The sequence below is a fragment of the Thermoflavifilum thermophilum genome (assembly GCF_900116565.1).
Taxonomy (GTDB): domain Bacteria; phylum Bacteroidota; class Bacteroidia; order Chitinophagales; family Chitinophagaceae; genus Thermoflavifilum; species Thermoflavifilum thermophilum.
This window is the reverse complement of the sequence record NZ_FPCJ01000001.1, coordinates 2,242,174-2,259,707: the sequence shown is the minus strand read 5'-3', so window position 1 is coordinate 2,259,707 and position 17,534 is coordinate 2,242,174. Positions and strand designations below refer to the sequence as shown.

The window sequence follows — 17,534 nt, the reverse complement described above, 5'->3', positions numbered from 1 at the left end:
ATCATGCGGGGATTTAAAAAATTTCTGAAGATTGTGGCATTTCTGGCGCTGGGGCTGGTTGCGCTGGCGTTGCTGCTGAATGTTGTGGTGAATATTCCAGCCGTTCAGAATTTTCTCGTGAAAAAAGTCACCGATCGACTGTCAGCTCAGCTTCGCACCCGCATAAGTATTGCCCACGTGCAACTCCAGCTTTTCAACCGGCTGCAGATAAGCCAGGCCTATGTGGAAGATCAACGGCATGACACCCTGCTGTATGCAGGCAATGTACAGCTGCGCATTACCGACTTCTTTTTCCTGAGCAAACATCCGGTTATTCATTTCCTGGCTTTGAAAGATGTAAAGCTTCAACTCACACGCCAGCCCGGCGATAGCATCTGGAATTATCAGTTTTTGCTGGATGCATTCTCGGCTGGACAAAGTTCTTCCACACCAAACCAACCGATGAATCTTCCCGATATCAGACGTGTTGCATTGACAAATATCCGTGTGGATCAGACAGACGGTTGGGCCGGACAGGATATGCATCTTAGCCTGGCTGCACTTGATATGCAGGCACAACGAACAGATTTTCGCCGACGGAAGCTGATCATCCGAAACCTAAGCCTTACAGATCCTTCCTTTCGTTTATATCAATATCCAGCCACAGCTCCCGTCGATACAACTTCTTCATCTGCATCCGCAACTACGTACACAGATCAATGGAATCCTGATCACTGGCAGGTGCTTGTCCGGTCTCTACACATACAAAATGGTTCATTCGCTATGGATGATACCAGCCGGCTGGTGGATGCTCCCTATTTCGATCCTGCACATATTCATATTCACCATATCATGCTGCAAATGGATAGTTTGCAATTGCAGCAAGATACTTTTACAACGCGTTTAAAACTCTCTGCCATAGAACGAAGTGGATTTCAAATCCAGTCGCTCAGCTGCAGGTTTAAGTTTTCACCGGTGATCATGGAATTTAGTCAGCTGGATCTGCACACAGACCACAGCCATCTGGGAGATTATTATGCTATGCATTTCAGACATTTTGCAGATATGAGCGATTACCTGCACCGGGTAACCATGGTGGCTCATATTCAACAAACCCGTTTGCATTCTGATGATATTGCCTACTTTGCTCCTGCTCTGCAAACATGGCATTCGCAAATAATTATCAGTGGTGATGCAAGGGGCACGGTGAATGATCTGCGTATCAGACACCTGGAGCTACAGGCCGGCAAACGCAGCCAGCTGCAAGCCAGCCTGCAAATCAACGGCTTGCCCGATATACAAGAAACTTTTCTGGATGCACAAATCACGCGCCTGACAACCAACAATTCGGATCTTCAACGTTGGATACCAGTGCTGAGTAATTCTTTGCCCGTTAATCTTACCGCACTTGGCACCATCAACTTCAATGGTAACTTCACGGGATTTCTGCACGATTTCGTTGCCTATGGCAATTTTTCCACTGCGATAGGATTTGTGCATTCTGACCTGAACATGAAACTGGGAAAACACCATACTCCCGTTTATTCCGGAAAACTCTCAGCCCGTGAATTTGATCTGGGTAAATTTCTCAACACCGAAGCGTTGGGGCCTACTACCTTTCAAACACAACTAAATGGGCAAGGGCTGAACCTGAACACGCTGAATGCCCGATTAACAGGCGATTTTACCAAACTCACCATTAAACAATATCCCTATCAGCACCTGCATATACAGGGAGTGTTTCAAAAAAAATTATTTGATGGTCAGCTTGCCCTCCGTGATACCAATGCCAATCTGGACTTCAAAGGAACCATTGACCTGAATGATTCTTTGCCACATTTTGATTTTCTATCGACCATTTACCATGCAGACCTCAGAAACCTGTTGCTGACAGATGATACCATTGCCTTTAGCGGACAGCTTGATCTGCATATGCAGGGAAATAAAATCGACAATTTTCTGGGTAGTATTCGATTGTACAATGTAAATCTGCTGAAAAACAAGCAACGGATTGCTTTTGACTCCTTGCATATAGAATCAAAAATGGACAGCGGCGATGCAAAATTGCTAACTGTTCAAGGCAATGAATTGAAAGGTTATCTGCAGGGACATTTTAATCTCCAACATCTGCCTGCAGCTTTTCAATTGTTTTTAAGCCAGTATTTCCCGAGTTATATTCAAAAGCCTACCGGATGGTTGCCTGATGAAAATTTTCGTTTTTCCATTCAAACCCAGCATGTGGATCCTTACCTCAAAGCTTTCACCCATGGTTGGACAGGCATGGACAACATGAATCTGAATGGTTCTATCAACATGCTCACAAATGCTTTGCAACTGCAGGCCGATATACCTTATTTTGCCTATCAATCCATGCAATGGCATAATGTGCATGTACATGCACAGGGTAATCTGCAAAAACTTTCGTTGCAAGCAGATATTGAAGCCATCATGACGGGTGATAGCTTGCTGGCTCCGCAAACCAGCATAGTGGCTCAGGCCGCTCATGATACTTCATTCATCTCGCTGCAAACCAGCCTGCCCCATTATCAGGTTAATGCAGAATTATATGCACGACTGGTTACCCGCCCAAGTTATTTGAAAATGCAACTGCTCAACGCAGCCATCCTGCTGAATGACAAAGAATGGTATGTAAATGAACAAAATGAAATCGATCTGCAAAACCAACAATTACGCATCCACAATCTCACATTCTATCAAAACAATCAGCAGATTCATCTGCAATCTGACAGCCTGGGCGAAACATACCACATTCATTTGCAGGATTTGATTGTAAGTGATTTTTCAAATCTGTTCATGCAGCAAACCCGGCTCGAAGGACTTGCAACAGGTGATATCATCATCAAACATCCATTCCAGCAGATGGAACTACAGGTGAATCTACAGCAGGCCGATACCCGGCTGAACAATCAGGTATTGGGTGAGGTGCAATTGCAAGCACAATATCAGCAATCCAATCAACTGCTGCAATTCCAGCTTTTATCTCCGCAATTTTCCGGAAAAGGAATGCTCGATTTTTCACATGCTGAAATAACTACAACAGGAAATTTATCCCTACAGTCGGCAAACCTTCGCACATTAAATCCATATCTTACAGATTATGTAAGCCAGGTTCAAGGATTTGCAACAGGCGATATCAGCTGGAATGGAACATTGAATACGCTCAATGTAACAAGCAATTTACGCCTGGATAGCCTGGGCATGAAAGTCAATTACCTGGGTACATCTTATGTATTTGCACCTTTTACGCTGCAAATTACTCCTCAGCTGATCCGGTTCTCACCTGCAAATTTGTTTGATGACAAAGGCAATCAGGCACAACTGAGTGGTGAAATTACGCATAATCATTTCCGCGATTTGCGGTTTAATCTGCAATTGCAGACGCAGCAGTTTCATTTCCTGCACACCACTTATTTTGATAATCAGTCTTACTACGGCGATGCTTTTGCTGCTGGGAGCATCAGCTTCACCGGCCCGCTGAACAACATGCAGATGATCATTCGTGCCACACCCATGCCAGGGACACATTTGTATTTACCTATATCAGACAGCAAAGACATTGGCCAGCATGATTTTATCATATTCAAAACCTATGGCAGTGAAATAACCCAGGTGAAACGTCCACCCAAAGATGTGGATCTCACCATTCACCTGCTGGCCGAAATGAACACCCATGCACAAATAGATGTTATTCTCGATGCCAATACAGGAGATGCCATCACAGCTACCGGTAACGGCACATTAAACATGAACATTTCACTGAACGGCAATATCAGTATGTATGGCACCTACACCATTGAAGAAGGCACCTATACATTCACCTTTCAGCGGTTAATCCCCAAACGTTTTCAGATTGATCCGGGCAGCACCATTACCTGGAACGGCAGCCCATACGATGCTTTCTTGAATGTTACTGCCGTGTATCATGTACCTGGAGGTGCAAGCCTTTATAACCTGCTGGCCGCTGAGGCAGCAAATAATCCGGGCTTATACGGGCCGGATCTAATGCGTACCCAGCGTGTGGATGTGAATCTGAAACTTACCGGTAAACTCACCAGACCTGATATCAATTTCAGCATTGATCTACCCGATGAAGAAGTGGGCGGCAGCTATGCCATTACCCGTCTGAAACAAATTACGCAAGATCCCAATCAACTGCTAAACCAGGTAGTGGGCTTGCTGATTTTCGGGCAATTTCTTCCGGAAGCCAATACCACAGCCAGCTCTAACACCAATTTGCTTCGCTCGGGAGGCCTCAGCAGCGTAGGTGCTATTCTTTCATCACAAGGCACTTCCCAGCTAAATAATTTGCTTAATCGAGTGCTAAAAGATAAAACCTTGGGCATACAATTAAATTATAATCCTTACTCAGCCAGTCTTTCCGAAGGAGATGCCCTGCAACGCAATGCGCTTTCGGTAGGCATTACCAAATCATTTCTCAACAATCGTATCCGCGTGGAAATAGGTCCCCAATGGGACTGGGGACGGAGCTATGGTCCGTATAACTATACGAGTTATTTTGATCCTATCGGCGACTTTCAGTTTGAATATTTCGTAACGCCCGACGGTCGCATCAGGCTTACAGCCTTCCGCAGAAGCAGTTATAATGTATTGCTGGAAAACGATCGTACCATTTATGGTATGGGCATCTCTTACAAACGGCAGTTCGATTATTTGTATGACCATTTCTTTGGTAAAAAACCCACGGACAGCTCACAGATGCCTGAATCTGATCATCCAGCCACTACCTATCCATCTGATTCAACAAACACAAAAAATTCTTCAATCAATGTACAGCCCTGATTTTTCGCATTATCATTTCACCGTTGCAGAACGGTTTCTCCGTTACGTGCAAATCAATACCCAGGCTGATCCCTTTTCATCGGCTACTCCATCCACACCCGGACAAAAAGATTTAGGACGACTGCTTCTGGATGAATTGCATCAAATGGGGCTCGAAGCCGAAATGGATGCATATGGCTATGTTTATGCAACTCTACCTTCCAATCAAACACACCCCGTACCTGTTATTTGCTTTTGTGCACATATGGACACATCTCCTGATTGCAGCGGCGAAGGCGTGAAACCTATTGTCCACCGCAACTATCAGGGAGAAGATCTGGTTTTACCTGACGACCCCGCACAGATCATCCGGATGGAGGATTTCCCCGAACTGCAACAACAAATAGGTAATGATATTATCACAGCATCGGGTACCACTCTGCTGGGTGCCGACGATAAATCGGGTATAGCCATCATCATGGATGCCCTGCATTATTGGATTTCGCACCCCGAACAACCTCATGGCGAGATTCGGATTCTGTTTACGGTTGATGAAGAAATCGGCCGGGGTGTGGATCATGTGGACCTGCAAAAATTACGTGCCGATGTGGCATATACGCTGGATGGTGAATCGGCCGGTCATCTGGAAGATGAAAATTTTTGTGCGGATCAGGTGGTGGTGCAAATACATGGCATATCGGCCCACACAGGCTATGCCTGCGGCAAGATGGTCAACGCAATGAAACTGGCAGCCGCCGTGATTGACAACCTGCCCGGCGAGCTATCCCCGGAAGCTACTTCAGGCAAACAGGGATTTATCCATCCCCTGCATATCGAGGGAAACGTGGAAACAACTACCATTCATTTTCTGATCCGACATTTTGAGGAAAACGGACTGAAAGCATATGAACAACTCCTGGAAGGGCTTGTCAAACAACAGGTAAACCGATTCCCCGGCGCCAAATATGAATGGAAGTGCCAGGAACAATACCGAAACATGAAATATGTGCTGGATCAGCATCCTGAAGTCGTTCGTTATGCAGAAGAAGCCATACGCCGCGCAGGCCTGCAACCCGTGCATCATGCCATCAGAGGAGGTACCGATGGAGCCCGGCTTTCTTTTATGAGTCTTCCCTGTCCGAACCTTTTCACCGGCCAGCACGCTTTCCACTCCAAAAAAGAATGGATCAGCATACAGGACATGCAAAAAGCTGTGCAAACCCTGGTGCACCTGGCCGAAATCTGGGCTACTCGTTGATAAATTGAAAAAAATATGACTGCCTGCATGGCAATAAATATCAGTTTTGCATGAAATTTGTAAGAAAATGTTAAAGAAAGTCGTACCTTTGCAACTAAAGGGTTAAACCCACGATCATGAAAAAATGGCCAGTAATCGGAATTTGTCTTGTTATCATCAGTTCACTGTTGCTGAGCCAGCATATATTTTGCAAAAACCATCGGGAAAGTCTTCACGATGTCCAACCATCAACCCGCGTAGCAAAAGATCCTCCAGCCGATACGCTTTTTAATATCTTTTCGCATCGCTCGCCATTGCTCATCTGGGGGCGTTACGATTCATTCAAGATTTTTCAGTTTAAAGGAAATTATTGGGAATCGATTCTTACACGCAACAACACCTTGTTTTTACACGGCATTACTACTTTTCAACGTGGCAATATTATTTACATTGTGCCAACGCATTTCACCCTCTCTACACAACCCTTACCCTCGCCAACAGCAGAAAAATCGGGTGCTCAGTTAAACAACAAATAAGATTTTATCCTTTATTGCATAAACTCATCAGGGTTCACTTCCCGATACCCTGAACGGGGAATATCGAATGTGCTCATGGGTACAGGAGCTAAATCAATTTTTTCTGCCGTAATTGTCATCTTCAGGTTTTGAATTGTCAACTGATATTCCAGCGGAAACCCCTTTAACCCAGTAAACATCTGATCTGCTGAATATTCGCCTTCAGGCATTAATTGCGTTGTATAATACACAGGAAAAGTAGTGCCATTGGGCAAATGAGCAATAGCCAGTTTACAGGGATAACCTGCAATGTTTTTACTACCAATTGTATCAGTAAAAGTGATGCCACGATAAGGATTCGGCCGTTTGCGTAACTGCTCGGCATTTAGTCTCATCATATACTTGTTGCCCATGGTTTCAATCAAAAAAGTATATGTGCTGTCCTGGGTGTTGATATAAATTTGTTGTTTCATCATTTTCAAATCCATATCAATACGGCGCCACTTGCCTTTTACATACAACGTGTACGTACTGCCCTGAAAGGTATTGGCAAGTTGCTGATTATTGTCGGGTGCATCCACTTTAATGGAGTAATAAATGGTACCATCTGTAAATACTTTCTGTGAAAAAGCATTCAGAGATAATACCTGTACAGATAAAAGTGTAAACAATAAAAGCAGATTTTTCATACTATAGGTTTTAAGCTTATGATAAACGAAAATCAGGCCATGATTTACCAGCGAATGGATTGTTTGTTCAGGAAAGCATCGATACCCCGATGACAATCAGGATGATTTCTCGCTTCCGCATTGGCTGCTATGGCCATTTTCAGCGCATCGCCGAGAGGGATGTCCTGGATCTGATGCAACAATTTTTTGGTTTTTGTTAACGAGAAAGCAGATGCACCATATAAAATATTTTCCAATCGCTCTCTCACTCTTTGCATAAATTCATTTGCAGGAAACACTTCGTTGATCAGGCCTATATCGGCAGCTTGCTGAGCCGATATGAGTTCACCGCTCAGCAATAATTCACGTGCCCTGCCTTCTCCGATTTTCTTTGTTACAAATACACTTACAATTGCCGGTATAAAACCTATTTTTACTTCAGTAAAACCAAACTTTGCTTCAGGCACGCTGTAACAAAAATCACATACTGCTGCAAGTCCACATCCGCCAGCAATAGCATGTCCCTGTATCCAGGCAATTACCAATTTATCGTGAAAATAAATTTTTTCATACAATTCACACAAGGCCTGTGAATCCTGGATATGTTGCTGATAACTGAAATGCCTCATGTGTTGCAAATGTTCCAGATCTGCACCAGCACTGAATGCAGGGCCATTGGCTTTCAGAACAATGAGTTTCACTGCTTCACTGTGTTGTGCATCGGTAAGTGCCTGTTTGATTTCTTCCACAAGCTGCGGATGCAAGGCATTTCGTTTCTCAGGCCTGTTCAAAGTAATATAGGCCACACGATCTTTTACTTCATACAGCAAATGGGAGAATGGCATTTTTTAATGAAAGGTAAACAAAAAGCCTGATTCATCAAAATGCCGTCATTTCACCAGCCTCATCGACCAGTTCTATTGCGTTGCTGTGCAGCTGTTTGTGCTTTCTGGATTTCTTCCAGGCGTTGTTGCCAGCGTGAGGTTTTGAGGGGTTTCTTTTTGTTTTCCTGAATCTGCTGGTGAATTTTTTCTTCATCAATAATGTAATGCTGAATAACCAGCTGAATAAGAATGGTAATAATATTTGACACAAGGTAATAGAGCGTTAATCCCGCTGCCAGGCTGTTGAAAAAGCCAAGGAAAAAAACTGGCAGAATGAATGGCATATATTTCATGAATGCCATTTCCTGACCACCGGTATTGCCGGCAGCTGCCATATTGTTTTTATTGTAAAATGCCATGATCAAACTGGTGATTGTCATCAACAGTGTAAGCAAACTCACATGATCACCGTATAATGGTATTTTAAAAGGTAAGTTCAGGATTGAATCATATGTACTTAAATCCTTTACCCAGAGAAAATGTTGCTGACGCAACTGAATAGCCGACATGAACAAACTATACAGGGCAAAGAAAATAGGTATCTGCAACAATGCCGGTACACAGCCACCCAATGGACTCACGCCTGCCATGCGAAACAGTTTCATCTGTTCCATGGCAAATTTTTGTTGATCATCTTTATACTTCCTGCGCAGCTCATCCAGTTCGGGTTTCAACACCTTCATCTTAGCCTGGGAAAGATAACTCTTGTATGTGAGGGGTGAAATCAGCAACCTGATTACAATTGTAAGCAACACAATCACTATACCCCAGTTGCCAATCCATTTACCCAGCAGCAAAAACACCGGAAGAATAATCCATTTGTTGATGTATTTTACAAAAGCATAGATACCATATCCCAGCGGAATAATATTTTCAATACCAATATGATAACTTTTTAACAATGCATAGTCATTTGGGCTGTACAATAATTGCAGGGAATAGGTTAGCTGCGGTTGGTGTGAATAGGGTAATTGAAGTACAGCCCGCATCTGCCCTACTATTTCCGGATCCTGTTCCGGCAATTGTGCCTGTACTGTTCCTCCGGTAAATGTTCCGGAAGTATTGATGATGCTTACATTAAAAAATTCCTCGCGCAAGCTAATCCATTGCAAAGGTTGATCGAAATTCTTTTGCTGAGTTTTGATAAAGCTGAAATAATCAATATCAGAATGTCCACCCACAGATGTTTTGAAATACAGCTGCAGATCGCGTCGTTCAACGGTAATATCTTTTTCCTGATGATTGGCCTGTGCCTGCCAAAGGAGTTGAATTTGCTGATCCGCAGGCGGAATAAACTGATTCATGCCTACACAATGAATCTGCCAACTGATGCGATAATCATGGGGGCGAATGATGTACACATACTCCAGATATTGATCTGGTTTTCCCAATGGTAAACGATACCGCAGCTGATAGGAATGATCGGCAAGTTGCTGAATCGTATCGGCTTGAAAATACAATTCGGATGTATGAAGCGGAAGCGCATTGGAAGCGGGAATTAGCAAGGATAGCTGATCGAAGTCATTGCCTTTCAGCAGCAGCGGTTTCCCGGTATAAGTCTGAAAATTTTTCAGTATCACCTGTTTGGGAACGGCTCCTTTATTGGTGAAAACAATCTGCATCACGCCATTGTCGATCGTGTCAAGGCGTTCCGTGACATTGCGATTGTTTGCGACCAATATTGCGGAACTATCACTCTGCAACTGGGTGGTGTCAATTTGCGGATGCAAACTATCTGGAGCTACTCCAGCAGCAGCTCTGGCCAATGAATCCTGTTGAGCCTTGAACCGCAAATATTTTTCCTGTGCCTGCTGATTGTAATACAAATAAGCTACTACCAGCAAGCTTAACAAAATGAACCCGATGACTGAATTTCTATCCATCATGTACAATATCCTTAAAATGGCCTGATTTTACATTTTTCCGGCTCAAATTTTTTGACCTGCAAAGGTAAGAAAAAGACGTTTGGTGGTTTATGCCGTATGAACAGAACTTTCCGCATGCAGGGGATTGGTTGCTTTTCGTTGTTCAGCGTATGTTTTGGCCGCTTTGATGAATGCCACAAAAACCGGATGGGGATTTTCAACCGTACTTTTTAATTCCGGATGATACTGACATCCAAAGAAAAAGGGGTGGTCGGGCAATTCAATAATTTCTACGAGACCCGTATCCGGATTCACTCCCGATGCAATCATACCGGCTTTTTCCATGGCTTCCAAATAACGATTATTGAATTCATAGCGATGCCGGTGGCGCTCACTGATGAGATGGGTGCGATAAATTTTCTCAGCCAGAGTACCCGGTTTAATCTGGCAGGGATAAGCTCCCAGTCGCATGGTGCCTCCTTTGGCGGTGATTTTTTTCTGTTCTTCCATCAAATCAATAACCGGATCGGGCGTATCGGGATTCATTTCAGTGGAATGGGCTTCAGGTAAGCCCATCACATGCCTGGCAAATTCAATCACAGCACATTGCATACCCAGGCAAATACCGAAAAAGGGAATTTGATGTTCACGTGCATAACGGATGGCTGCAATTTTACCTTCCACACCCCGATTGCCAAAGCCGGGTGCCACCAGCACACCATCCAATCCAGCCAGTTTTTCTTCTACATTTTCGGATGTAATAAATTCCGAATGAATATACTGCACCACTACCTTGCATTCATTCACTGCCCCTGCGTGAATAAACGACTCCAGAATAGATTTATAGGCATCTTGCAATTCCACATACTTCCCCACCAGGCCTATGGTAACTTTTGATTTGGGATATTTCAATTTATCCAGAAACTCCCTCCAGCGCGATAGTTCGGGCTCCTGGCGGATGGGAATGTGTAATTTCTGCATGCAGATCACATCCAGTTTCTCCCGCATCATCTCCAGCGGCACTTCATAAATGGTGGGCACATCATTGGCTTCGATAACCGCATCCACATTCACGTTGCAGAATAAAGCAATTTTCTTTTTCAGATCGTATGTCATGGGCTCTTCCGTGCGGCACACAATGATATCGGGATGCACACCATTTTCACTGAGCATACGCACAGAGTGCTGGGTGGGCTTGGTTTTCAGCTCTTTTGCAGCACGCAGGTAAGGAATCAGGGTCAGGTGTATCACCAGGCAATTTTCATTTCCCAATTCCCATTGCAACTGGCGTACGGCTTCAATGTAGGGCAGGGATTCAATATCTCCAACGGTACCCCCCACTTCCGTGATTACAATATCATACTGCCCATCATTGCCCAGCAGCAGCACCCGGCGCTTGATTTCATCGGTAATATGAGGAATGACCTGTACGGTTTTGCCCAGATAGGCACCTTCCCGCTCCTTGTTGATCACAGTTTGGTAAATACGACCCGTGGTTACATTGTTGGCCTGTGAAGTTGGGCAGTTTAAAAAGCGCTCATAATGTCCCAGGTCAAGATCGGTTTCGGCTCCGTCTTCGGTCACATAGCATTCGCCATGTTCGTATGGATTGAGGGTACCGGGATCAACATTGATGTAGGGATCAAATTTCTGAATGGTTACCCGCAGGCCCCTGGCTTGCAACAATTTGGCGAGAGAAGCTGCAATAATTCCTTTTCCAAGCGAAGAGGTAACACCTCCGGTCACAAAAATATATTTAGCCATAAGCAGAACGATTTCGCATCATGTATGTGACCTCAGGGAAAATATTCGAAAACTGAATACAGACGGAGGGTATTTTCCACGTGGTCAGACAAAATTACAACTTTTTCCTCCCCCACCAAATAAACCCCCTGGCATCTGAAAAGCGTGTGGATATCTGAAAAACTTCCAGTAGGTTTGCGCTGCATTTGAAAAAAGCTATATGGAAAGCACTCTTTCACCCAAAACTCCCAAAGACTCTCTCGTGGTGATGACAGAACTGGTTTTGCCCAACGATACCAACACGTTTGGCAATCTGATGGGTGGCCGGTTGATGTACTGGATGGATATTGCGGCTGCATTGGCTTCCATGAAACACTGCGGCAGCCCGGTAGTTACAGCTTCTGTGGATAATATCTCGTTTGAGAATCCCATCCGACTGGGAAATGTGGTGCATATTGAGGCCAAGGTATCGCGTGCCTTTCATACTTCGATGGAAGTGCATATTTCCGTGTGGAGTGAAGATACCCTGCAGCATTTCCGCTACCGGTCAAACGAGGCCTATTACACCTTTGTAGCCATTGACCCGAACGGAAAACCCAAGCCTGTACCTCCTCTGGAACCCGAAACAGAAGAAGAAAAGCGCCTGTATGAAGGGGCTCTGCGGCGCCGGCAGCTGCGGTTGATTCTCGGAGGAAAAATGAAACCCGAGGATGCCGATGAATTAAAGGCTTTGTTTCTAAGTTCCTCCCGTAATGAATCCTTCCCTGATAATTGACTGCGAAAGAGCTTTAAGGTGATGCAAAACAGGTATCAATGACCTGTTGCAGCAGCGGATTTATCTCATCAGCCCGATCCAGCACCATCAGGTGGGTGCCCCCGCGAATGACATGTTCCGGTTTTTTTACAAAACAGATAGGTAACATGTGATCTCTGTCGCCATGAATTTGGATACAAGGACATGCCATGGTGTGCATCCTCCAGCTGATCACCTGCTGCCAGGCCCAACGAAAAAATGTCTCATCCGTTTCGCGGATGATCTGCTTCAACAAGCGACAGGTTACATGTGTTTCCGGTCCAAACAACCATTGCCCCGGACCCGAGCCCAGGGCCTGCAACCAGCCATAAGGCAACCACCGATGCACGGGGAAAATATGCAGCAATTGAAAATAAGGGGGAAGTTCATGGGGCGATTTGACACTCGAAATCAGAATGATACCTTTTACTGCACGGATCTGGCTGATTTCAATGGCCATCATCCCACCAAATGACATACCGATCAGCACAGGATCCGGCACGGGAATCTGTTCACCCAGCCGCGCAGCATAGGCATGCATGGTTTCCCCTGGCAAGGGTCTGATCCAATGCACAGGGTGCAACCGGCATCGTTGCAATTGAAGCCGCTGAAAGATTCGCTGATCCGCGCCTAAGCCACTGATCAGATAAACATCAGGCATTATCCGTGGCAATGAAACAGAAAGTTAGGCTAAAATCTTTGATTTCCTGCCCGGGAAGAGGCCACACTCAGCTCCTCCCAAAATCGAAAGCCCCGGATGGGTACCTATCCGGGGCTAAAAGTATTGCATTCAAACGGAGAATCAGGTTTTCTCAGGATGCCGGCTTATCGCCCTCTTCAGGCTTTTGTTGTTTGTTTTCTTCTTCAGCCTGTTTCATTTTTTCCTTGATTTCAGCCAGCACACCCAAATCACCTAAGGTAGCCTTTTCGATCTTCGATTGTACGTTTTTCACGGCTTTGCGCGTTTTCTCGGCTTCGGCTTTCTTTTCCTTATGTGCAGCCTCTCTTTCCTGATGTTTCCGCTGTTCCCATACCTTGGTATGTGACACCACGATGCGCTTCTCAGCCCTGTCAAATTCCTGAATCATCACTTCAATCACATCGTCAACCTGGATGGTATGATCATCTTCGGTTTTCAGCTGACGGGCGGGCGCAAAAGCCTCCACACCATATTGCAACTGAATAAGTGCACCTTTTTCGTCTTTCTTCAACACTGTACCTTCATGAATGGAACCTACCGGGAAGATGGTTTCGAAGGTATTCCAGGGATCTTCTTCCAGCTGCTTGTGCCCGAGGGAGAGTTTGCGGCTTTGCTTGTCAATGTTGAGGATCACCACTTCAATTTCCTCTCCGGGTTTGGTGTATTCGCTGGGATGGTTGTACCGTTTGGTCCAGCTCAGGTCAGAGATATGAATCATGCCGCCAATGCCGGGCTCCAGTTCCACAAATACGCCATAAGGCGTAAGATTCTTAACGATGCCTTTATGACGGCTGTCAACAGGGTATTTCTCTTCAATATTTTCCCAGGGATCGGGCGTAAGCTGCTTGATGGAAAGACTCATCTTGCGTTCTTCCCGGTTGAGCGTAACAATCACTGCTTCATGCTCATCCCCCAGCTTGAAGAATTCCTTGGCATTGACCGGAGTAGATGCCCAGCTTACTTCTGAGACGTGCACCAAACCTTCCACACCGGGAAGGATTTCCAGGAATGCTCCGTAGTCTTCGATATTCACCACCTTTCCTTTCACACGGGCGCCCTCCTTGATATTTTCCGGCAGAGTATCCCAGGGATGTGGCATCAACTGCTTATAGCCCAGGCTGATGCGTTTTTTCTCATCGTCAAAATCCAGTACCACCACATTGATTTTCTGATCGAGCTTAAGCACTTCACTGGGATGAGAAATACGTCCCCAGCTGATATCGGTGATGTAGAGCAATCCATCAACACCACCCAGGTCAATAAACGCACCAAAATCGGTGATATTTTTGATGGTTCCTTCCAGCACCTGTCCCTTTTCCAGCCTGGAAATAATTTCCATGCGCTGCTGTTCAATATCGCTCTCAATCAATGCTTTGTGGGATACCACGGCATTCTTGATAGCTTCATTGATTTTCACCACCTTAAATTCCATGGTTTTGCCGACAAACTGATCGTAGTCGGTAATCGGCTTCACATCAATCTGAGAGCCGGGCAGGAAGGTTTCCATCCCGTGAATGTCCACAATAAGGCCACCCTTTGTTTTGCTGGTTACCGTACCGGTAATCACTTCACCGGTCTTGTAGGCTTCCACGATGCGTTCCCAGGCTCTGAGCAAACGGGCTTGCTTGCGGCTAAGAACCAGCTGGCCGTTACGATCTTCTTTTTCGACAACCAACACTTCCACTTCATCACCCACCTTGAGGCCGGGCATGTCGCGGAACTCGTTGAGGGAAACCAGTCCGTCAGACTTGTAACCGATATGGATGATGGCATCCGAATCGGTTAGCCCCACCACAGTGCCTTTGATAATTTCATTTTCTTCAATGTTGCGGAAAGTCTTCTCATAGGTCTTTTCATATCGTTCCCACTCTTCGGGGCTGTAGGTGGAAACGTGTTTCTTGTCAATGCTCCAGTCAAAATCATCATGTGCGGAGCTTTCTGCTTGAGTTGCAGAAACGGAAACAGACTGCTCCTGTGGCTGAGCAGCATTTTCCTGAGAAGATGACATAGATTGTTGCAATTCTTGATCTGCCAAGTTTAAGTCCTCCTTTTTGTGAAATTTTTTTGTCAGAAACGGATTGCAAAGATAGGGCAAATTTCGAATGCAGAAAATTTGTCCGTTATTTTGTAAAATGAAAAAGCTTGCCGATGAAACAGTTTGATGTGCCTCCCGCCTATCGCAGCCAGCTGATCAGCCAGATCAAACAACGCCGTCGCCAGGCCGACCGGATGAAAAAAGATTTTAGCCCCACCCGGCTGACGATCGACCGGATGACGGTATTGCTGGCCAGGCATTTTGGCTTTTGTTATGGAGTTGAAAATGCCATTGAAATCTCATTCCGGGCCGTGGAGGCGCATCCCGGGAAGCGTATTTTTCTGCTGAGCGAAATGATTCACAACCCGCTTGTGAATGCCGATCTGGCACGACGCGGTGTACAGTTTATCATGGATACACACGGGCGCCAGCTCATTCCCTGGTCAGAACTAAAGCCGGATGATATCGTCATTATTCCCGCCTTCGGCACCACGCTTGAAATCGCCGAACAGCTTCATCGCATAGGGATCTCATCTATTGCCTACAATACCACCTGCCCATTTGTGGAACGCGTCTGGAACAAGGCTTCCAGCATTGGAGAAAAGGGATATACCATCGTGATTCATGGTAAACCCCAGCATGAAGAAACCCGTGCAAGCTTTTCTCACAGCGCAGCCATAGCTCCTACCGTCATCATACGGGATATGCAACAGGCCCGTCAACTGGCTGAATTTATTACCCGGAAACGCCCGGCAGATGAGTTTTTTGAAGTATTTCACAATCAATATTCCAGCGGATTTAACCCGGAAACCGACCTGCAACGCATCGGCGTGGTCAACCAGACCACCATGCTGGCCAGCGAAACCCAGGCTATTGCCGATTACCTGAAGCAGGTAATCAAAATGCATTATCAACTCACCGATGAAACGATTGACAAGCATTTTGCAGATACGCGCGATACCCTTTGCTATGCTACCAACGATAATCAGACAGCCGTCATCCGTATGCTCGAGGAACAAGCCGATTTTGCCATTGTGGTAGGTGGCTACAACAGTTCCAACACATCTCATCTTGTGGAGCTCTGCACAGAAAAATTACCCACCTATTTTATCTGCGGACCTCAGGAAATCCAGGATAACGGAGATATCCATCATTGGGATATTCATCAAAAACAAAAAATAACATCTGCACAGGTAGTTCCTGCTGAAAAAGATTTTACGGTGATGCTCACCAGCGGTGCTTCCTGTCCCGATGCACTCGTCGAAGCAGTCATCCGCCGTTTAGCACAGGTTGCCAATATCCCTGAAAGCGCCTGGGAATCATTTCTGAATCAATCTGTTGTTGCATAAAAATCCGGCACCAGAATTTCCTGTGCCGGATGTCATAGGGAAGGGGAACACAAACAATGGAGAAAACTGTCAACCTTCAATGAGAAGTGAAACCGTAAACCTTGTGTTTCAAATGTAGGTCGAAAAACAATATCTATTTGCGAATTTTAGTAAGCGGGCTTTATGCTCCAAAAAGTGGTTGATTTTTACCTATCAGCGGTCAGCTCTTGAAATCAGCTGAATAAAATCCTGCAACCTGCGCCTTGCAACCTCAATCTCCGCTCCATCATCCATAATTACGTAGGAACGATTGCCTTTCACGAATTGATGAATATGCTGGTAATTAATCAAATGGGATTGATGAATACGGAAAAACTGATGATCTTCCAGTAAAAATTCAAACTCCTTCAAAGTGCGGCATACAACCAGATGTGGTAGCTGCGTAAAATGTACACGCGTATAACTACCCATCGCTTCGCATCGGATAATTTCCTTCACCTGCACAAACTGAAAGCCGCGTGCTATGGGGAGAGCAATCTTTTGCTCCTGGTTTTCCTGTTGATGCATGTTGTAAATCAAAGTAGCCAACTGGTCACCAAGGGGCTTTTGCAGTTGATATTTACGCACGCATTTCTCCACAGCCGCTTTGAGTTCTGCTGCAGAATAAGGTTTCAGAATATAATCCAGTGCATTAAACTTGATGGCTTTTAATGCATAATTTTCATAAGCGGTAACAAAAATCACATCAAATTGAGGATTTTGGAAAAATTGAAACAAACTAAATCCATTCATACGTGGCATCTCAATATCCAGCATCACCAGCTGAGGCTCAAACTGATGAATGGCCCGTACGGCCTGTTCCACGCTCTGGCCTTCAGCCACCACCTCAGCTTCCGGCACATGAAATTTCATCATGGCTTTCAGGGTATCAATGCATTCCTGCTCATCATCAACAATTAAGATTTTGATTTTTTTGGTTTGCATACG

12 protein-coding genes are annotated in these 17,534 nt (G+C 45.2%); 5 read left to right on the top strand and 7 right to left on the bottom strand.

Annotation, left to right across the window (positions count from 1 at the left end; genetic code table 11):
- Window positions 1–3 precede the first annotated feature (3 nt).
- The 3 genes from BM367_RS09645 (at window position 4) to BM367_RS09635 (ending at window position 6,552) form a co-directional block, all read left to right on the top strand.
- Complete coding sequence (locus tag BM367_RS09645) at window positions 4–4,800, top strand: translocation/assembly module TamB domain-containing protein (protein ID WP_092460121.1); 4,797 nt, start codon at window positions 4–6, stop codon at window positions 4,798–4,800.
- Window positions 4,787–6,037: a peptidase T gene (pepT, locus tag BM367_RS09640; protein ID WP_092460120.1), complete on the top strand. Its 1,251-nt coding sequence runs from the start codon at window positions 4,787–4,789 to the stop codon at window positions 6,035–6,037. Before BM367_RS09645 ends, pepT begins: the two co-directional genes overlap by 14 nt.
- A 116-nt stretch (window positions 6,038–6,153) precedes the next feature.
- Window positions 6,154–6,552 carry a hypothetical protein gene (locus BM367_RS09635; RefSeq protein WP_092460119.1) on the top strand — a complete coding sequence of 133 codons (399 nt, stop codon included), beginning with the start codon at window positions 6,154–6,156 and terminating at the stop codon, window positions 6,550–6,552.
- An 11-nt stretch (window positions 6,553–6,563) separates the two neighbouring features.
- Here BM367_RS09635 and BM367_RS09630 read toward each other — a convergent pair whose 3' ends face one another.
- The 4 genes from BM367_RS09630 to BM367_RS09615 form a co-directional block, all read right to left on the bottom strand.
- Window positions 6,564–7,220, bottom strand: a complete 657-nt coding sequence (locus tag BM367_RS09630) for a hypothetical protein (protein WP_092460118.1) — start codon at window positions 7,218–7,220, stop codon at window positions 6,564–6,566.
- A gap of 44 nt (window positions 7,221–7,264) precedes the next feature.
- Entirely contained in the window at window positions 7,265–8,044 is a 780-nt protein-coding gene (locus BM367_RS09625; RefSeq protein ID WP_092460117.1) for an enoyl-CoA hydratase/isomerase family protein, read from the bottom strand.
- A gap of 59 nt (window positions 8,045–8,103) precedes the next feature.
- Window positions 8,104–9,969, bottom strand: coding sequence for a membrane protein insertase YidC (gene yidC / locus BM367_RS09620; protein WP_092460116.1), 1,866 nt, complete (start codon window positions 9,967–9,969; stop codon window positions 8,104–8,106).
- 87 nt (window positions 9,970–10,056) lie between these two features.
- Complete coding sequence (locus BM367_RS09615) at window positions 10,057–11,712, bottom strand: CTP synthase (protein WP_092460115.1); 1,656 nt, start codon at window positions 11,710–11,712, stop codon at window positions 10,057–10,059.
- 199 nt (window positions 11,713–11,911) lie between these two features.
- Between BM367_RS09615 and BM367_RS09610 the strand changes: the two genes are divergently transcribed.
- Window positions 11,912–12,466, top strand: a complete 555-nt coding sequence (locus BM367_RS09610) for an acyl-CoA thioesterase (RefSeq protein WP_092460114.1) — start codon at window positions 11,912–11,914, stop codon at window positions 12,464–12,466.
- A 13-nt stretch (window positions 12,467–12,479) separates the two neighbouring features.
- Here BM367_RS09610 and BM367_RS09605 read toward each other — a convergent pair whose 3' ends face one another.
- Together BM367_RS09605 and rpsA are read right to left on the bottom strand one after the other, a co-directional pair.
- Window positions 12,480–13,145: an alpha/beta fold hydrolase gene (locus BM367_RS09605; protein WP_092460113.1), complete on the bottom strand. Its 666-nt coding sequence runs from the start codon at window positions 13,143–13,145 to the stop codon at window positions 12,480–12,482.
- A 151-nt stretch (window positions 13,146–13,296) separates the two neighbouring features.
- Window positions 13,297–15,192, bottom strand: a complete 1,896-nt coding sequence (gene rpsA, locus BM367_RS09600; protein WP_092461002.1) for a 30S ribosomal protein S1 — start codon at window positions 15,190–15,192, stop codon at window positions 13,297–13,299.
- A gap of 140 nt (window positions 15,193–15,332) precedes the next feature.
- On the opposite strand from rpsA, the gene BM367_RS09595 reads away from it, so the two are divergent.
- Window positions 15,333–16,568 carry a 4-hydroxy-3-methylbut-2-enyl diphosphate reductase gene (locus tag BM367_RS09595; protein ID WP_092460112.1) on the top strand — a complete coding sequence of 412 codons (1,236 nt, stop codon included), beginning with the start codon at window positions 15,333–15,335 and terminating at the stop codon, window positions 16,566–16,568.
- Window positions 16,569–16,760: 192 nt separating this feature from the next.
- Here the strand turns inward: BM367_RS09595 and BM367_RS09590 are convergent, their stop codons facing one another.
- Complete coding sequence (locus BM367_RS09590; protein WP_177224184.1) at window positions 16,761–17,531, bottom strand: LytR/AlgR family response regulator transcription factor; 771 nt, start codon at window positions 17,529–17,531, stop codon at window positions 16,761–16,763.
- Window positions 17,532–17,534 lie beyond the last annotated feature (3 nt).

Bases quoted from the DNA above. Each gene is read 5' to 3' on its own strand.
- BM367_RS09645 (WP_092460121.1), top strand. From the start codon at position 4: ATGCGGGGATTTAAAAAATTTCTGAAGATTGTGGCATTTCTGGCGCTG.
- pepT (WP_092460120.1), top strand. From the start codon at position 4,787: ATGTACAGCCCTGATTTTTCGCATTATCATTTCACCGTTGCAGAACGG.
- BM367_RS09635 (WP_092460119.1), top strand. From the start codon at position 6,154: ATGAAAAAATGGCCAGTAATCGGAATTTGTCTTGTTATCATCAGTTCA.
- BM367_RS09630 (WP_092460118.1), bottom strand. From the start codon at position 7,220: ATGAAAAATCTGCTTTTATTGTTTACACTTTTATCTGTACAGGTATTA.
- BM367_RS09625 (WP_092460117.1), bottom strand. From the start codon at position 8,044: ATGCCATTCTCCCATTTGCTGTATGAAGTAAAAGATCGTGTGGCCTAT.
- yidC (WP_092460116.1), bottom strand. From the start codon at position 9,969: ATGATGGATAGAAATTCAGTCATCGGGTTCATTTTGTTAAGCTTGCTG.
- BM367_RS09615 (WP_092460115.1), bottom strand. From the start codon at position 11,712: ATGGCTAAATATATTTTTGTGACCGGAGGTGTTACCTCTTCGCTTGGA.
- BM367_RS09610 (WP_092460114.1), top strand. From the start codon at position 11,912: ATGGAAAGCACTCTTTCACCCAAAACTCCCAAAGACTCTCTCGTGGTG.
- BM367_RS09605 (WP_092460113.1), bottom strand. From the start codon at position 13,145: ATGCCTGATGTTTATCTGATCAGTGGCTTAGGCGCGGATCAGCGAATC.
- rpsA (WP_092461002.1), bottom strand. From the start codon at position 15,192: ATGTCATCTTCTCAGGAAAATGCTGCTCAGCCACAGGAGCAGTCTGTT.
- BM367_RS09595 (WP_092460112.1), top strand. From the start codon at position 15,333: ATGAAACAGTTTGATGTGCCTCCCGCCTATCGCAGCCAGCTGATCAGC.
- BM367_RS09590 (WP_177224184.1), bottom strand. From the start codon at position 17,531: ATGCAAACCAAAAAAATCAAAATCTTAATTGTTGATGATGAGCAGGAA.